Annotated in this window: 12 protein-coding genes; 5 read left to right on the forward strand and 7 right to left on the reverse strand. The window is 63.5% G+C overall.

Features of this window, described 5'->3' with window-relative positions; all coding sequences use genetic code 11:
- The first annotated feature begins 19 nt into the window (after positions 1–19).
- Positions 20–2995: a Tn3 family transposase gene (locus CHU95_RS03215; protein WP_425435939.1), complete on the forward strand. Its 2976-nt coding sequence runs from the start codon at positions 20–22 to the stop codon at positions 2993–2995.
- 122 nt (positions 2996–3117) lie between these two features.
- Here CHU95_RS03215 and CHU95_RS03220 read toward each other — a convergent pair whose 3' ends face one another.
- The 3 genes from CHU95_RS03220 to CHU95_RS03230 form a co-directional block, all read right to left on the reverse strand.
- Positions 3118–5043, reverse strand: coding sequence for a xanthine dehydrogenase family protein molybdopterin-binding subunit (locus CHU95_RS03220; RefSeq protein ID WP_094453681.1), 1926 nt, complete (start codon positions 5041–5043; stop codon positions 3118–3120).
- Positions 5044–5325: 282 nt separating this feature from the next.
- Complete coding sequence (locus tag CHU95_RS03225) at positions 5326–6822, reverse strand: methyl-accepting chemotaxis protein (RefSeq protein WP_133065401.1); 1497 nt, start codon at positions 6820–6822, stop codon at positions 5326–5328.
- Positions 6823–7139: 317 nt separating this feature from the next.
- Positions 7140–7556, reverse strand: coding sequence for a PAS domain-containing protein (locus CHU95_RS03230; protein ID WP_281255144.1), 417 nt, complete (start codon positions 7554–7556; stop codon positions 7140–7142).
- A 478-nt stretch (positions 7557–8034) separates the two neighbouring features.
- Between CHU95_RS03230 and CHU95_RS03240 the strand changes: the two genes are divergently transcribed.
- From CHU95_RS03240 to CHU95_RS03260, 4 genes are all read left to right on the forward strand, one after another.
- Positions 8035–8901, forward strand: a complete 867-nt coding sequence (locus CHU95_RS03240; RefSeq protein ID WP_094453689.1) for an endonuclease/exonuclease/phosphatase family protein — start codon at positions 8035–8037, stop codon at positions 8899–8901.
- Positions 8902–9635: 734 nt separating this feature from the next.
- On the forward strand, positions 9636–10523 hold the full coding sequence (locus tag CHU95_RS03250) for a DNA-processing protein DprA (protein ID WP_094453693.1): 888 nt from the start codon (positions 9636–9638) through the stop codon (positions 10521–10523).
- Positions 10516–11166: a hypothetical protein gene (locus tag CHU95_RS03255; RefSeq protein ID WP_094453695.1), complete on the forward strand. Its 651-nt coding sequence runs from the start codon at positions 10516–10518 to the stop codon at positions 11164–11166. Before CHU95_RS03250 ends, CHU95_RS03255 begins: the two co-directional genes overlap by 8 nt.
- Before the next feature lie 68 nt (positions 11167–11234).
- Positions 11235–12056 carry a hypothetical protein gene (locus tag CHU95_RS03260; protein ID WP_094453697.1) on the forward strand — a complete coding sequence of 274 codons (822 nt, stop codon included), beginning with the start codon at positions 11235–11237 and terminating at the stop codon, positions 12054–12056.
- A gap of 455 nt (positions 12057–12511) precedes the next feature.
- Here CHU95_RS03260 and CHU95_RS03265 read toward each other — a convergent pair whose 3' ends face one another.
- The 4 genes from CHU95_RS03265 to CHU95_RS03280 form a co-directional block, all read right to left on the reverse strand.
- Positions 12512–12892 carry a hypothetical protein gene (locus CHU95_RS03265; protein ID WP_094453699.1) on the reverse strand — a complete coding sequence of 127 codons (381 nt, stop codon included), beginning with the start codon at positions 12890–12892 and terminating at the stop codon, positions 12512–12514.
- Positions 12893–12915: 23 nt separating this feature from the next.
- Complete coding sequence (locus CHU95_RS03270) at positions 12916–14595, reverse strand: AAA family ATPase (protein WP_165771980.1); 1680 nt, start codon at positions 14593–14595, stop codon at positions 12916–12918.
- Positions 14596–16298: 1703 nt separating this feature from the next.
- Entirely contained in the window at positions 16299–16811 is a 513-nt protein-coding gene (locus CHU95_RS03275; protein ID WP_165771981.1) for a DUF4402 domain-containing protein, read from the reverse strand.
- A gap of 17 nt (positions 16812–16828) precedes the next feature.
- Positions 16829–17395: a DUF4402 domain-containing protein gene (locus CHU95_RS03280; RefSeq protein WP_094453705.1), complete on the reverse strand. Its 567-nt coding sequence runs from the start codon at positions 17393–17395 to the stop codon at positions 16829–16831.
- Positions 17396–17518: the final 123 nt, after the last annotated feature.

Genomic DNA, 17518 nt, shown 5'->3' on the forward strand with positions numbered 1-17518 from the left:
CAACTGGGACAGAACCGCCATGCCGCGCCGCAGCGTACTGACCGATGCCCAGATCGAGGCGCTGTTCGCGCTGCCCACGGCGGAGGCCGACCTGATCCGCCATTACACGCTGAGCCCGGCCGAGGTCGCGGTCGTGGCACGTCGGCGGCGACCTCACAATCAGCTGGGCTTCGCCGTCCAGCTCTGTGCGCTCCGCTATCCCGGCCGGCTGCTGCGGCCGGGAGAACTGGTTCCTGCCAGAGTGTTATCGTTCGTCGCGGACCAGCTGGATCTGCCGCCCGACGCCCTGGCGGAATATGCCACCCGGTCGCAGACACGCTACGACCAGCTTGAAGCCCTTTACGCCATCTATGGCTACACCACCTTCTCGCAACCGATCCGGCGAGAGATCGGCAAATGGCTGCTGCCCGTCGCATTGGCCACCACCAGCGGCATGGTCCTGGCGGGCCTGCTGTTGGAGGAACTGCGGCGCCGGACCGTTGCAGCTCCCGCTGCCTCCACCATCGAACGCCTAGTGGCCACTGCGCTGTTGCAGGCCGAGCGCCATGTCGAAAGGCAGATCGACGCTGCCCTGACGCAGGAACAGCGCGAGGGCATAGACAAGCTGCTGGCGGAACGCCCCGATACCGGGATGAGCCTGCTGGCCTGGGCACGTCAGTCCCCCGGCGTCACGGGCCATCGAGCCATGGGCCGGCTGGTTGAACAATTGACTGTCCTGCGTGCCCTTGGCATTGATCCGGCGATCCGCGAAGGCATCCATGCCGACCGTGTCCACCTTCTGATCCGGGAAGGCACCCGGCTGTCGGCCCAGCATCTGTCGACCCTGGCGCCGTTGCGCCGCCAATCCATCCTGACGGTGACGGCGCTGGAGACCATCACCAGGCTCACCGACGATATCATCGGTATGTTCGACCGTCTTATTGGCGGCCTTTTCCGGCGGGCCGAACGCCGTGCGGCAGAGACGATCCAGGCCAACAGCCGGGCCATGAATGAAAAGGTGCGGCTGCTGGCCAGGGTGGGTGAGGCGTTGATCGACGCGCGCGGCAAGGGGGCGGATGCCTTCGCCGCCATCGAGGCGGTCATCCCGTGGGAGAAATTCAAGGCCGCCGTGGCCGAGGCCGGCGAACTGACCCGCGACGACGCTACTGATTACGCGGCGCTCGCCGCCACAAACCACGCCCTGCTGCGCCGTGTGGGTCCGATGTTCCTGGACAGTTTCACGTTCAAGGGCATCGCCGGCGTCAGTGCCCTGCTGAACGCATTGGTTCTGATGCGGACCTTCTATGCCGGATCAAGACGGACTTTGCCCAAAGGCTTGCTGACCGGCTTCATCCGCCGCACCTGGCGAGCCGCAGTGCAGCGCAGCAATGGGATCAACGCGCCCGCCTATGAACTCTGCCTGTTCGTGGAACTGCGCGACCGGCTACGCGCCGGCGACATCTGGGTGGACGGCAGCCGGCAGTACCGGGCCGTGGAAGATCAACTCGTGCCCAAGACCCTATTCTCCACCATGAAGCTGGCCGGGCCGCTGCCGGTCGCGGTGCAGGATGAAGCCATCGGGTATCTGCGTGAGAGGCGGGAGTTACTGGAGGAACGGCTGCGCGAGGTGGATGGGCAGGCGGCCAAGCAATTGCTGCCGGATGTCAGGATCAACGGTACAGCCTTGAAGATCTCACCCTTGCAAGCCGTAACCCCGGAGGCGGCCGAGCATCTGGCCGACCGTGTTCAGGCCGTGATACCAAGGATACGCATTACCGAGCTGCTGGCCGAGGTGAACCGTTGGACCGGCATGATGGATTGTTTCACCCATCTGCGTTCGCACCTGCCAGGGGATGACCCGCGCGTCACCCTGACGGCGGTGCTGGCCGACGCCACCAATCTGGGCCTGACGCGCATGGCCGAGGCCTGCAATGTCGCCAGCTATCGGCAACTGGCCTGGGCGGCGGGCTGGCATCTGAGTGAGGAGAATTACGGTCGGGCCCTGGCCCGCATCATCACCGCCCAGCATGCACAGCCCCTATCCGTCTGGTTCGGCGATGCGTCGGTATCCAGCTCGGATGGCCAGCATTTCCCGCTGGGCGGCCAGGGCGAAGTGGCCGGTGCTGTCAATCCGCACAAGGGATCAGGGCCGGCCATCTCCTTCTATACCTGCATTTCCGGCCGCTATGCGCCCTTCCACACCAAGGTGATATCCGTGTCGGAGGGGGAGGCTGCCCATGTCATCGACGGGCTGCCCTATCATGGCGGCGATATCAACATTGCTGTCCACCACACCGATGGCGGTGGCGTTTCGGACCATGTGTTCGGCCTCTGCCACCTGTTGGGGTTTCGCTTCGCACCGCGTATCCCCAACATTGCCAACCGCCGGCTGCACACATTCGGCCCGGCATCGACCTGGCCGGCGCTGGAACCCTTCATCGCTGCACGCATCGACGAGGCCATGATCACAACCCACTGGGACGACCTGCTTCGGCTGGCGACATCGGTGCGGATAGGTACGGTGCCGGCGTCACTGATGCTGCGCCGCCTGGGCTCCTATCCCCGCCAGAATGGGCTAGCCCTGGCCCTGCGCGAGGTCGGCCGGATCGAACGCACGCTCTTTACCCTCGACTGGCTGGACGATCCAATGCTCCGCCGACAGGCGACGGCGGAACTGAACAAGGGTGAATCCCGCAACGCCCTGGCCCGCGCCGTGTGCTTCCACCGCCTCGGTCGCCTGCGGGACCGGACCCTGGAAAGTCGGCAGCACCGGGCAAGCGGCCTGAACCTGGTCGTGGCTTCCATCATCCTGTGGAACACCGTCTACATGGACCGCGCCATCCGGTTCCTGCGTGGACAGGGGGAGGACATTCCCGACAACCTGCTGCCCTATCTGGCCCCCCTGGGCTGGCAGCACATCAACCTCACCGGCGACTATCTCTGGGCTGAACCGGCGCAACTCGATAAGGACGGCTACAGAATGCTGAGAACACCGTCGGCACGGCTTACGACATGATGTTCTTCATTTGTCCGCTTAGCGTGGTTTTTCGCCCCTTCTATGTCGTGACCCCATCAGGTGTTTCTAACAGGTACAGTTCCAGAGGTGGTGTCTGAGACATGGTAAGAAGCGGGTAGGTATCAAAATTTGCCTGTACGACACCGCCCTGTTCCAGGGTGATCTCTTTCCTGCATACAGGCGTTCAGGCCCATCAGAAGACCGCCTTCCATCTGTGCCCGTACACTGTCCGGGTTCACGACTGTACCGCAATCCAAGGCGCCGACGATGCGGTGCAGGGTTACCACCTTGTTTGTCACGGACAGCTCTACCGCGGCCGCACAGTAGGAGCCGAACCCCCGACTGTAGCCCAAGCCCCGGAACCGACCCGCGGGAGCGGGACGCCCATAGCCAATGGCATCGGCCACTCGCGTCAGCACGGATCGGCCGCGCGGCTGCGCCGACAGCAGTTCCAACCGCAGGGCCAGCGCATCCTTGCCGATCTCTGCCGCTACCTCCTCCAGGAAACAATCCAGGAAGAAGATGTTGTGGGAGCGGCCCACGGAACGCCAGGGACCGCCAGGAATGCCATGGGTTTCAATCTTGTGTGACCAGCAGATGGTGGGGATGTCATAAGTGAGAGCCACGAGCCCGCCGGGGATGTACTCGTGAGTACCGGCAGCGGTGGTCCGAAGCACTGTCAACTTGCCGTCCGGTGCAATTCCGGCCCGCAGCCGCGCCACGACAGCTGGTCGATAGATGCCGTGGCGGGTATCTTCCTCCCGGCTCCAAATCAATTTCACGGCCGACCCGGTGGCGCGCGCGATGAGCGCTGCCTGCACTGCATGATCATCTACCGTGCGGCGCCCGAAGCCGCCTCCCGATAGCAGCGTGTGGACGGTCACCCTTGCCGGAGCCAAGCCCAGGGCCTTCGCTACTCCATTCTGGACACGAGACTGAGCCTGCGTGGGAATCCACAAGACCATGCCCCCATCAGCAAGCGGGGCCGCTGTACAGTTCATAGGCTCCAGCGGGGAATGTGACAGCAGCGGCGCTTCATACAGACGGTCGACAACTTTGGCGGCCGACGTCAGCCCCGCCTCAGCCTGTGCTTTCAGTTCAGCAGGCGGGACGCTTGGCAAGCTCAACACCTCGCCATCATCGGTTTGGGCCCTGGCTCGGAGGTCGGCGAACAGCGCTTCTGTTCCGATACGGGTCGCTTTGGTGAGGTCCCAGGCTGGGTCCAGGGCATGCAACCCTTTCTGTACGGCCCAGAAATGCGTCGCCACAACTGCTACCGCGTTGGGAAGGCGGACCACGTGACGCACTCCAGCAACAGCCAGAGCCGGTACTTCGTCCACGCTTTTCAGGGTGCCGCCGAAATACGGACATTGGATTATCGTAGCCGTCAGCAGGCCTGGTTGGGTGTAATCGATGCCGTAAATGGCGGTACCATCGACCTTGGCAGGAATGTCGCGTCGCGGGACAGCTGTCCCGATCAGCCGCCACTCCTCTCGCGGCTTCAGGGGAACATCTTCGGGGACCGGCAGCGTCGCGGCCGCGACTGCCACATCTCCGTAGCCGAGGCGCCGGCCCGTAGGCGTGTGGATGACATGCCCCGCTTCAGTCCGGCACTGGGTCGTCGGTACCTTCCAGGCCTGCGCCGCGGCCTGGACCAGCATGGCGCGGGCCGTGGCCCCCGCCATTCGCAGGCGGGTAAACTGTTCCCGGATGGCCGAGCTGTCGGCCGTGATATACTGATCCAGGATCAGGTAGTAGTTGGGCTGTACCGGTGCCTGTTCTGTATGGATACCTGCCCAGTCGGCGTCCAGCTCCTCCGCAATCACTTGCGCCACCCCTGTGGAGGATCCCTGCCCGATCTCAGAAACATTGATCATGACAGTGATCCGACCATCGGGATCAACGCGCACCCAGGGACCCAGGGCCTGTGAAGACGTCATCGCCGCCCCGCTACTCGAGGCCGCCGTGGCGCCAGGACCGGCAAAGCCCAGGACCAGCCCCCCCATCAAAACCGCGCGCCGGGACACCATAACGCCTTGCGTTGACATAAGAACGGCTCCACCAATCTGTAGCCAAGATAAAAAGCAAGACTGGTCCTAACCAAAGTAGAAGCGATCGGCCAGTTGAGTAACAGTCCATTAACAAAATAATACACAGTATTAACGGAAAACATTGCAAATCTGAATTAAATTAATCGCGCCGCAGTTTAGAATCTATTATGATCGTGGAAAGTTCATAATAGATTCTAAACCATTGTTCTGGCGTCTGCTTCACGTTTGAACTTATTCAGTTGAACCGACTGCACGGGGGGATACGGGAGAAGGCGACGGCTAGAGCTTGCGGACCTCCACCAGGAAGCCGCTGAGCTGCTGTGCCAGGTGGCGAGCAGCTTCGCCAAGGCTCAGCGCACTTTCATTGACGACCACCGAGCTGCGTCGCGTTTCCGAAGCGGATGCAGTTACCCGCTGGATTGTTGTAGAAACCTCGCTAGTCGCAGCATTTTGCTCCTCAACAGCCGAGGCAATGGTTGTCGCTACGCCATCCATAGTGCGGATGCTGCCGCTGATCGACCCGATGGCATCCACCGCCTGTGACGTGGCGTTCTGAATGGCCTGGACCTGCTCGGAGATATCTTCGGTTGCACGGGCTGTCTGATCGGCAAGCGCCTTCACCTCCGACGCCACAACAGCAAAGCCCTTGCCGGCCTCACCGGCCCGCGCTGCCTCGATGGTGGCGTTCAATGCCAGGAGATTGGTCTGTTGCGCGATAGATCGGATCAGGGTCACAACCTCACCGATACGACGCGCTGCCTCAGCCAGCCCGTTGACCTGTTCATTGGAGGCTTCAGCGAGCGCCACCGCCTCACGGCTGAGATAGGTCGACTGGCTGACCTGGCGGGCGATCTCCTGGACCGAATGGCTGAGCTCCTCGGCGGCGGCCGCCGCCATCGAAACCTGACCATTTGTCTCCTCGGCATTACCGGTCATCGCTCCAGCCGTGTGGGTCAGACCTTCTCCATGCTCGATCAACTGGTCCACGATGGCTTTGACGCCGGTCTCGAAATCATCGGCCAAACGCACACGCGCCGTCGCAACGGACCACGTCAGGAGCGGCCCCAGGTACCGACCGCTCGTTTCTCGGATCGCGCTGATTCGCAGGTCCAAGGTTTCTTCCCCAAGCCGAATTTTAGTCGACCACGGCAGCCGATCAGGATTGGCAATGATCGACCTCTGATGCGCGGGGTTGCGATGGAACACGTCAATGCTGCTGCCCACCATGTGATCAACCGGGATTGGCAGCAGATGCTCAAGCTCCTTCAACGTGCGCTGGGATGTATTGTTCATATAAGTGATGATGCCCGTATCCGGCTCCGCAAGCATGACGGCCACGGGCATTTCATCCAGCATGCGCATCAGCTTCTCACGCTCACGCTCGATACGGACCTTCTCGGTCACGACTTCCCAGGTCAGCATCGCTGCGACATAGCGGTCGCGATCCATCACCGCCGTGATCAACAGATCCAGCACCTGATCGCCAATAGTGATCCTGGCCTTGTGCGGAAGATTGCGGGGGTCAGACAGCAGACGGTGCTGATGGGTCGGAACCTTGTGAAAAATGTCGATGCTTTGCCCTAGCATCCGATCAACAGGCATAGGTAAAACGTGCTCGATCGCCTTCAAGGTTTGACGGGTCGTCGGGTTCATATAGCTGATCTTGAAGCCATCAAGGTCACACAGCATGACCGCGGTGGGCATCTCCTCAACCATTTGCTCAAAGCGCTTCTTGCCACCCTGCCGGGCACCAACATCCCTCATGAAGCCCAGCACCTTGGCAACTCCCTACAACAGTAATCAAGATATAACACCTAGGTCGAGATACTGTTCCGTCAACTGGCAATCCGATATGACGCGACGCATGCCTTGTCGCGACCTAGTCGCCGCCCCCCCATGCTGCACCCGCCAGTCGACCAATGCCGTCGTTTGGTAGTCGTTCCAATTAACGCATGCCCGACGTCGCCATGAAGTTATCTGGCGTGAAAAAGTGACCAAAGTATCGGGGTCGTAGGCGTCCGACTTTGATACCCTTGTTAATGGCTGTTGGACTGCCTGGATCGGGAACCGACCTGGGCAGGGTGAACTGCAGTTCAGCCTTTGCGGCTTGAGTGTACGGCAGCGTGGCAAGTTTCCTCGAAATCGCGGTCAAGTGGCTTGTCTGGATAAGCCAGGATTTCGATCTGGGCAGTGATGTCCGTCGCGAAACCTACTACCCCCGCGACACGCCCGTTCGACCCTATTATTGGATTATAGTATCCTTCGATCCAAACAACCTTTCCTCCCTTGCCGATTCGCTTGAATTGACCAGTCCGGAACTCTCCGTTTCTCAATGCCTGCCAAAAGGCAACATAGTCAACGCTGCGGTACTCGGCCGCCTCGACAAACATGCTGTGATGCCGGCCACGTACGTCTGTGAGCGAATATCCCAATAAATCCAAGAATTTCTGATTTGCGTCAAGGATCGTCCCGTCCAATTGGAACGAAATCACTGCGTGTGAAACATTCAAGGCAGCAACGACTGCCCCGTTTTTATCATGTCGCTTGAGAAAGCCGAAAATGATCAGATTCTCCTGTATACCTTCGTGTTCCGCTGTCGCCCTGGAATTTAGAACAGAAGACCAATCCGATGTAACGGCAACCCTATAGCCGTCAGTATAGTTTCCGATATTGGAAATGTTTCAAAGGCTTTGGCATTGACCGGTCAGTGATGCTTGAATCAGGGAACAGTCATCTATGGTGCTTTGGGGTCAGCGCACGAGCCCGACCTAAATGGCAGAGGCCCCCAACCGCCGGATCGAAACAGATATGAATGGTGACCCCATTGCATGCGACGCAGTGGTGGGGCTGATTGCCCAGCAACGCAAAGACCAGACCTCTAACGGCCTCTATTCTATCCAGAAGCACCCCACAGGTTCCGCCCGCACAGAGGTTGAACCGTCACAGATTTCCCGGTAGCCATCTCCCAGAACCAACCGGAGAAACCCCATGCGCCGCTGCCTGCCGTTCCTTCTCGCCGCCCTTCTCGGCGCCGTGCCCGCAGCGGCGAAGGAAACCAAGATCGCGACCTGGAACATGGGCTGGCTGACGCTGCGGGCGGACGAGATCAATGGACCCACTGTCGATCCGAAGCGGGCCGTATACCAGCGCACTGACGCCGATTTCGACAGGCTGAAGGCCTATGCCAAGCAACTGGACGCCGACATCGTAGCACTACAGGAGGTCGACACGCTTACGGCCGCCACAAAGGTGTTCGATCCGGCGGAGTATGACATCGTGCTGGCCGACGAGACGGATTTCCAGAGGGCGGGCTGGGCGGTCCGGAAGACAGTCCGCTACACCCGGATGCCGGACCTGGCGGCACTGGACCTGCTTGACGGCAAGCCCCGGTCCCTGAGGAAGGGCGTTGACGTCGTGTTCCACCTGCCGGGCGGGGACGTCCGCGGGCTGTCAGTCCACCTGAAGTCCGGCTGCTTCAGCCCGAAGAGCCAGAACGACGCCTGCCCGGTGATCGGCGAACAAATGCCGATCCTGTCGGCCTGGATCGACCAGCGCCAGGCCGAAGGGGCGTCGCTACTGGTCGCCGGCGACTTCAACCGCCGGCTCAACAAGGCCGACCCGCTCTGGCAGATCCTCGACAACGGCCCTGCCCCGCTGGCGCTCGTAACTGAGGGCAAGCCCAGCACCTGCTGGTCCGGCGAGTATCCCGACCTGATCGACCACTTGGTCCTGGGCGGCCCGGTGGCGGCCAAGGCCAAGCCCGACAGCGTCGGGATCCTTGTTTATGCGGAGACAGACCGGGCGGACAAGAAGCGGGTGTCCGACCACTGCCCCGTATCAGTCGAGGTCCGGTGAGGGGCCCTCCCCACATATCGACGGCCGCGACCTTGATGTTCATTGCCGCTATCGCGGCGTGGGTTGTGGGGGCGGTATGCTTGGCCGTGTCGGCTTTCTGGATGGGGTCGGTGTTGTTCCCGGCGGGGATTGGCGGCGTGGTGGGCGGCTGGCTGCTCTACCAGCGGAGCATGGAACGGATAGCACGGGACAACGGAGTGGACCTGGGGGACCGGTGATCGGGACACTGCTAGTCACACGCCTCTGACTTTTGGCGACGAGCCCGCCAAGGCTGGGCAAGGGGCGCTCAGGTTGGATGACGCCCGTGACTCCGGGAGAGAAGGCCAGCCCATTGAGGATGCCAGCGTCATCGACGCATCGGCCTGCAACATCTTTAACGCGATGCCATGCAGCATGATTTACGTAGTGTCCTGCAGGATGCATTGCCTCGGGCCGGACAGCCTCCCACTGTTGCTCCGCCAAGGCCCTCGATGTCCATGCGAACGGATCAGCGTCAACCGCTTCTCCGGTGCCGCTCTTCGCAAGGGGCCTAGGGCGAACGGAAGCGGTAGCAGGGGCGCGAATTGACGGAATCCAGCCCATATGCGAGCCTGCGCCATTGAGACAAGTTAATAGATCCACAACGCCGATGTCGAACTTATGGCGGGCGCGAACCATATCGGTAACCTGGAGCGATGTGGTAAGGAGACTGAGATCGTGAACCCCAACGCACACCCCGTGGAGAGGCTGATCCGATGCGGCTTGCGCTGAGTGACGACGGCCCCGCCCTCTCCCCGATTTCGCCGCTTCGCGAGATGGGGGCCTACGAGGCCCTGTGGCTGGAAAAGGGTGCCACGTTCAAGACGCTTGCGGAGAAGTTCGCCACCGACCCTAGTGCCCTGCCCTCGGACTTCGTCAGCCCAGGAACCGCGGACCAGTGCGCCGCCGAGGTCATGAAGCGGCTCAAGCATGCCGGCGTCCACCAGTTCGGCGTCCGCATCCACCATGCCGGCGACTACCCTGCCAAGCTTCGCGACGCCAGGCATCCCGTTGAGATGCTCTATTTCCGCGGAACCTGGGAGATCAGCGAAACGCGGTGCATGGCCGTGGTCGGTAGCCGGCAGGCCTCTGACGACGGCGTCAGGCGGGCGGAGAGGTTGGCGCGCGAGCTGGTCGGGCGCGGTTTCACGGTCGTGTCGGGCCTGGCCAAGGGGATCGACGCCGCCGCGCACAACGCAGCCATCGCGGCGGGCGGGCGCACAATCGCCGTCGTCGGTACGCCGTTGGGCACGTGCTACCCGAAGGAGCACGCCGGGCTGCAGGAAGAGATCGCCAAGCGGCACCTGGTCATCTCCCAGGTCCCGGTGCTGCGCTACTCGAAGCAGGGCCCCCCGCAGAACCGGCTCTTCTTCCCGGAGCGGAACATCACGATGAGCGCGCTGACTGAGGGGACCATCATCGTCGAGGCCGGCGAGACCTCGGGAACGCTCACGCAGGCCCGCGCCGCACTCCACCAGGGGCGGAAGCTGTTCATCCTGGATTCCTGCTTCCACCGGAAGGACATCACTTGGCCGGCCCGGTTCGAGGCGGAGGGCGCAATCCGCGTGCGGACGCCCGACGACATCTGGAGCGCCCTTGGCTGACCAAATCCGCCTAAGGGAGATCGACGAGAGCAACCGTGATGACCATTCCAGGCTAACGGCGGACGACGTTTGCTATTTCCTGTTCGAGTATACCTCCCGCAAAGGATACTCGTTCAGCACGACGAACCAGCTAATTTCGAACCTGAAGAAGAAGCCGAGCGGGGCCGGTCGTCCTGGGTACCAGTACAAGGCGCACGCGATCCGGGAGTGCGCCGCCTACCTCACGGAAGCGCTGAATCCCAAATGGCTGGCCAAGGCCACGCTGGTTCCCGTCCCATGTTCGAAGGCGAAGGACCATCCTGACTTCGACGACAGGGTTGAGCGAATTTGCAGGTCCATCGGGCCGTCGCGGCCCGATGTTCGGGCGCTGATCGTCCAGACCGAGTCAACCGATGCCTCCCATGAGGTCGGAGACGGTGATAGAACGACGGTGGAGGAGCTGCTGGAGATATACCGGATCGACGAGGCGCTGGCGGACCCACCGCCATCGGTCATCGCGATCGTCGACGACGTCTTGACCGTCGGTACCCACTACAGGGCGATGCACACAAAGCTGTCAGAGCGCTTTCCCGGCGTGCGGATTGTTGGCGTGTTCATAGCCCGCCGAATATTCCCGACAATCACCTTTGAGAATTTGGAGTGAGCACGGCTGCTCCACAGGTACCCGAGGGAAAAGGTATCACCCGGGTTCGCGCGTCGTGGAAAGGGCGCGTGATCGACTGGAAGGACCCGTCGACATGGGTGCCGGCGTTCTCGAGGTGGGTCAGCCCGTATCTCAACGACCGAGGCATACGCCATCTGAATGCCCTTGGGCCCAAAAGGCTTCACTGGGACGATCCCGACTGGCGTACCCGCATAGCCCAGCAAGCATTCAGGATAGATGTCGAGGAAGTTGGCACCCGACTTGGCAGCGCCCTGAAACCGGCGTTCGTCGAGACGCACCACGGCTGCCTGACGGCCGATGCTGGCACGTATCTTCGGCTCGGCCTCCTCAGGAACGACCCCGACAGGCTGGAGGAAGAAGTGCGGCGGATGGTCCGGGAGGAGGACGCGTTCGCGAGGTTCAGGCCGGACATTGAGGCGCGGATCGCCCGGAATCCCCACAGGAACGGCGACGCGGGCCGCCTTTACCTCGCCCTTGACGACCGGGCCCTCGTCGAGAAGGCTGGGCACTACCTGATCTATGGCAGCGAATGGGTCGTAGGCGTCCTCGGCGCATGTGAGGAACTGCGCGGTCGGGGAACACCCACGCTGGTAAAGGTGAGGCTGCCGCTGTCGGCAGCGAGCGAGTACGACAGGAGGGAGCTTGCGGAGGCGCTGCTCCAGGAATGGACCCGCATCAAGGTCAACCGGCCAAACGATGTCCCGGTGACAACCCTCGACTTCATTCTGCGCGCCGACGTGCCGCCAGCGTGGGTTACCGGCCACAGCCATCCCGAACGGGTGCGCGACACCCTCCTCCACTTGGGCTTCCGCCACTACCCCGATGCCGCTTGCCGGGAGTGCAGGCAGGAGCCGCGCCCCCCTGATTGACGGGTCCCCGCGTCGGTCGCGGCGGCAACGTCTCCACAGCTTGGACAGGGACGGCGGCCAGCCTGGCCGGAACCCGGCCCGGACCCGGTTTTGTTGATGGAAGGCCACGGCGAAAGGAGAAAGAGCGACAATATGCCAGCAATGGCAGGGAGTTACCGTAGTTGATGGGTAGTTGATTGAATCTGGTCGCGCCCAGGCCCCACCCTGGTCCGCCGAAGAGTCCCAATCCTACCGCCAGGTCCGACCGGCAGGGCTGGCGGGGCGCAACAGGCAAAGCCACGGCACACCGGGTCGCTGAGCCTGCCCCTTGGGGACCAGGATAGTTGACGGCGAGGAATCGCTCGGCACTCCCGTCACCGCATTTGTGTTTCCAAACAACCTGTTACGGTAGTTGACGGGTAGTTGATGGCACGGACGACAGTCGTCCCCTTCCCCCCGTACTCCCAGCCCCCATCCTATTCCGAGGGCTCGATCCATGGATCCCTGCCGTCCCTGATCGCGAACACGTCGGCCGGGTGGAACTCAAGCAGCGCGGCGGCCTGGAACGCAGCTACCTTGAGGTGCCGCTCCAGCCTCACCGCCGCCGCGAGGAACAGGCCCGTCCTCTTGTCGCTCCCAAGGAAGAACCGCAAGTCGTACGGTTCGGAATCCTGCAGGATGCGGGAAAGGATGCTGCGCTGCAGGAGCGAGAGCTCCCCGCCCCTGCCCCCGTCGACGGCGGCGATCACCGCCAGGACCTCCCTCGCATCCGGCTGCTCCGGGCTGCGGACGCCGACGGCCTGCACGATGCGCGACAGGCGGCGTTTCTCGCCTGACGAAAGACTTTCCAGTTCCATGGTTCCCTCCTCGCGCCGCGTGGTCAGTGCAGGACCGCGGCGTCCATCTGCAACGAAACGGCGGCCCGCAGCGCGGCCTTGACCCGGCGGAGGTCGGCGCCGCCGGCGAAGTGCTTCACGACCTGGTCGAGCACGGCCTGCGGCAGGTCCGGCAGCATGGCGGCCGTCCCGCCCATGTCACGGGCGATGCCCTCGAGGACCAGCTCGATCGTCCGGCCGGCGAACGCCGGGCCGGGCCGGTCGACCCTGATAACGGCGACGCGGCTCAACAGCGGCTTGGGTACGGCCGTGAGGTCGTTGGCCGTCATCACCCAGGTGACGTGGGAGATGTCCACCCGGGCCCGCAGGGCGCCGTCGTAGTAGCTGCCGGCGGTCCCCGGCTCGGTCATGGACAGCAGGGTATCCTGCGCCGACCTGTTCATGGGTCCCGTCGCAACCTTCTCGATCTCGTCCACCAGGACGGCGGGGTTCGCCACCCCGAGCCTGGCGATCGCCGAGACCGGGCGGCTCGCATGCGCGGACCTCCATCCAGCGGAAGTCCCTGCCAAGTCACGGTTGTCAGGGAGGCCGCCGGCGTCGATGCGCTCAAGGGGCATGCCCATGGCCGCGGCCAGCGCGGCCGCGACGGCGGTCTTGCCGCTCCCTGGCGGGCCCACCAGCAGCAGCGGCCGCAGGTGGGGATGCTCGTGGCCCATGCGCTCGCGCAGCCTAAGTTCGCGGCGGACATGGGAGGCAAGGTCCGTCGCCCAGGGAGCGTAGCGCTCCAGCTCGGCGGCAATGACGTCGGCCTTCCGGCCGATGCCTGCCAGGGGCATCGGTCGGGCCAGGACGGCGTAGGGCTCCAGGCCGCCCTCGGCCGACTTGGAAGCGAGGACCAAGCCCGGCGAGAGAACGACATGGTGGGGAGGGACGGCCGGCTCGGCGGGTGCCGACGACGGCTCCGAGGAGGCATCCACGGCGAGGTTGGCGAGCAAGGCGTCGAGGTTCACCTCCTCCTCGTCGGGGGGCGGGTTGCCGGCGGGACGCGTGGCGTCGCCTTCGGAAGCCGCCGACGGGGTTTCCTCATTCGGCGACAGGAGGAGCAGGAGGTTCTCGACAAGCCTCCGCGGCCGGGTGTGCAGCAGGGTCAAGCTGGCGTCGGAAAGGGCGGCCCGCGTCCTCCGCAGCTCGTCCATCTGCCGCTCCGGCTCCCATTCGATGACGGAGACCTCGAAGAAATGCGCAAAGTGCTCGACCGTCCCCTTCCCGGCCCAGTCCTTGAGCGCCATCACCAGGAGGTCCTCGTAAAGCCGCAGCGCCATGACCTGAAGCCCGATGGCGGCAACCTGGATGTCCTCCTGTTCGTGGAGCCGTTTCGGCGGCAGTTCCATCGCGCGCTGGTGGGCCAGGCGGACCACGATGGCCAGCGCCGCGACGATGGACGGGCGGTAGGACAGCGAGTACCAGGCGTCGAGCAGGAACATGCCGGCCTGGAGGTAGTGGCGGGCCCAGCCGTCGTCGGGGACTTCCCGAAGCGTGCCGAACAGCCTGGCGAACGCGTCGGCGTCGCTGGTCAGGTTGAAATAGTCGCCGATCGTCTCGACCCGGGAGTCGAGCTCACGCTCGGCTTCAAGGACCTGTGCGGTGGAATAGAGGGCGGGGCGGGGGCCGAAGAGGCCGTCCATAGCGCCGACGTAGGTGTCGGCCGGGGTCGTCCAGTACATTTCCATCCATCATATGCTCGAGCTGATTTTCCCTGTCGCGCGGTTGCCGCGCGGGGGGACAGGTTCAGCACGCACATATGAGGCGGAAGTGGACGGCCATGGTGGAATCCTCGATTGGATATACGGTGATTACCATAGGATGACGGATATGTCAAGGATTCTAGATTTTGACACAATTGGGGCGAATGGGGCCTGGAAGTGAAGGCGGGAGGTTCGGGCAAGCCGGGAGGGCGGTATTGGTGGGCGGTGGGGCTGGGCGCGGTCGGCGGAGGCCGGCCTGCTTCACCAGGTCGGCGGGATGGGGCAGGCCGGGCCGGGGGTGAGGCGGCTTAAGTTAGTGTGCTGCGGAATCTTGGCCAAGCGGGGCGGGGGTTCGGAAGTGCCTCTCAGATCGTCGAGGTTTGGCTCTGATGCAAAAGACGTGGTTTCGGTCTCAATCGTCATTTGACGCGTCTGGCGGCCATCCTATGGGCGAATTGGGGGTTGCGGGGGCGGTTCGGGGGAATGTGGTGGCTGGCAGCGGCGCGCGGGGCGGCCGGGGCGAGAGGTGGGCGCCGGAGGCGCCGTGGGGGGGGGGCTGGCCACGCTGGGGAAGGGTTGGACGGCAGCGGAAGAGAGACGGGGGCGGGGTTTCGAGAGGTGCGCCGCGGGCGCACCGGGCGCGAGAGGTGGGGAGTGTGAGGGAGGCTGACCTGAGGGTTTTGGCGGTTACCCCCGCGAACACCCCCACTACCCCCAACGTACCCCCAATGTTTGGGGGTACTGGGGCAGATCGGTAAGTTATTGTTTTATATGGATATTTTATGGTAGATATAAAATAAATAGATAGATACCCCCAAACCCCCGGCAATATACCCCCCCTTACGCGCGGGCGCTCGACGCGCGCATGCTCACGCGTATGCGCGTCGCGTCCGCGTCGCGCGCTCGCACGCAGATGTGTAGGTTCGGAATTTTTGGGGGTGAGGGAAAAAGCGCCGCTAAAGCATTGATATTAAAAGCCAAAAAGTACCCCCAAGTGCAGGGGGTAGTGGGGGTGCTGGTTGCGTTTCGCTGTCGAACTTGGCTAACCAACTGATATTTAATGGCTTTTCTGTATCGTCAGTCAAATGGTGTGGGGGCAACCAGAATTCATAAGTTGTTGATTTTGCTAGATTTTAAAATACCCCCACTCCGGAGGGCCGAGGATGGACTCAACCACTACTCTCCTCAGATCCGGTACCCCCCAAGGCGCTGTCCGGCCAATCCCTCGCACGCGCGCGCGAGATGCAGGCATCGCCGATCTACACCGGCCTGTGAATGCCGTCTGCCCGCTCGGCCAGCCAAATCGACCAATACAACCCATGAGGATTGCCTAAAGCCTCCCAGACGAGGGTGCATCCACCACCGCCCTAGCAGCCAGCCAGCGACGAACTGAGAGCGTTCTGCTGCCATCCTGGCCCCCAACGCCGGCTCACCCCCACCCGAACGAAAGGCCAGCCTCCGCCCAACCCTCTTCACCTCTCGGCCCGGAAAGGGCGCATCGCGCCCTTTCCGCGGGGGCGCGGAGCGCACCCTCTCGCGGAGCGGCAGCGACACGGCCCACGGACGCGGCCGCCCGACAAATGCAGGGTGAGCTTCTCCATGCGGACCGCCGGTGTCCCCCGCGCCGCCGGGTCCGGCGAGGAAGCGCACGGACCTCGCGAACTCCAATGACCGAAGCCCGGTTATTCGTACGTCGCCTCGACGATGACGGTCCCCACCATCGTGCCAGGATCCACCTGACTGCTGGGAATGGCCAGCCTGCCGCCGATCCGTACCTCCGCGACAGCACCGGGGATGGGCGAGAGCGATACCGTGACCCCGCCGGTGGCGCTCCTTTCCGCGACGGGGGCCTGGACGCCGTCCACAGCGACCACCAGCCCGTCGATCGTCCAAGCCCCGAGGGCAGCGGTCCCGCCCCCGCCCGCGACGCTGATCGTGACCGCCTGCCCGGGATCCCCGCCCACGACAGCCCTGCCCTCCCGCGGCATCGGGCCCTGCCGGAATGGTTCGACACCGCCGGAATATGCCGCCCGGCCGTCCGTGTCGACCGTGACTGTCCCCGCCCCGGAATGGACAACCGACCCGAAGGAGAGACCCTGGTCCAGGACAACGTCCGGGTCGGCGGCGAGGCTAGGCGCGGCCCAGAGGAGGGCCGACGCGAGGAGGACCGGTAGGCGGGTGAGGAAGCGCGGCATGGCAGGGCCTCTTCCCATCATTCGTACTCGACCATGACCATGATCGACCCGCTGTACGTCCCGTCCAGATGGGTCCCGGTGATGGTGAACTTGCCGCCGATCTTGAGCGTAGAGGAGCCGCCGGCACCGATCGTACCGGTGAGGTTGACGCCGGCATCGACGGGCGTGCCGGCGTCCAGGCAAGCCTCCAGGAGGTTGATCTCCATCGCCATGGCGGACGGCCCGGCGAGGTTCTTCGTCGAGCTGTTGCTGTTCGTCGTCACCGTGATGGCGGCGTTCGGGGTGCCGGTGATGGTCGCGGACCCCAGGGTCGGCGTCCCCAGGATCGACAGCGAGGCACCGGCGCTGATATCGGGGACACAACCGTCCGCGATCCCGACCGTCAGGTAATCGGTAGTGCTGGAATTGGCTGGCTTGCTGATCGAGCCGGCCGCCAGGGGCGTCGTTGAGCCGATGGTCAGCCCAGGAACGATCGTGATGCTTGCCGGGATGCCGATGCCGGCGGCGGCCAGGGCGGAGCCGGCAGGCAGGGTAGCCAGAAGGGAGGCGGCGAGGAGGGTGGAAAGGCGCTTCATCTTGTTCATCGCGGTTGGCTCTCGGTGGTGATGTGGGAGGATTCCGCCGTGGGGGAAAGCCGGTGGCGGAGGTCCGGCGCGGGATCGTCCTGCGTGAGGACGACCCGTTGGGGCGGGAGGCCGTCGATTTCG

Source organism: Niveispirillum lacus (genome assembly GCF_002251795.1).
Classification (GTDB): domain Bacteria; phylum Pseudomonadota; class Alphaproteobacteria; order Azospirillales; family Azospirillaceae; genus Niveispirillum; species Niveispirillum lacus.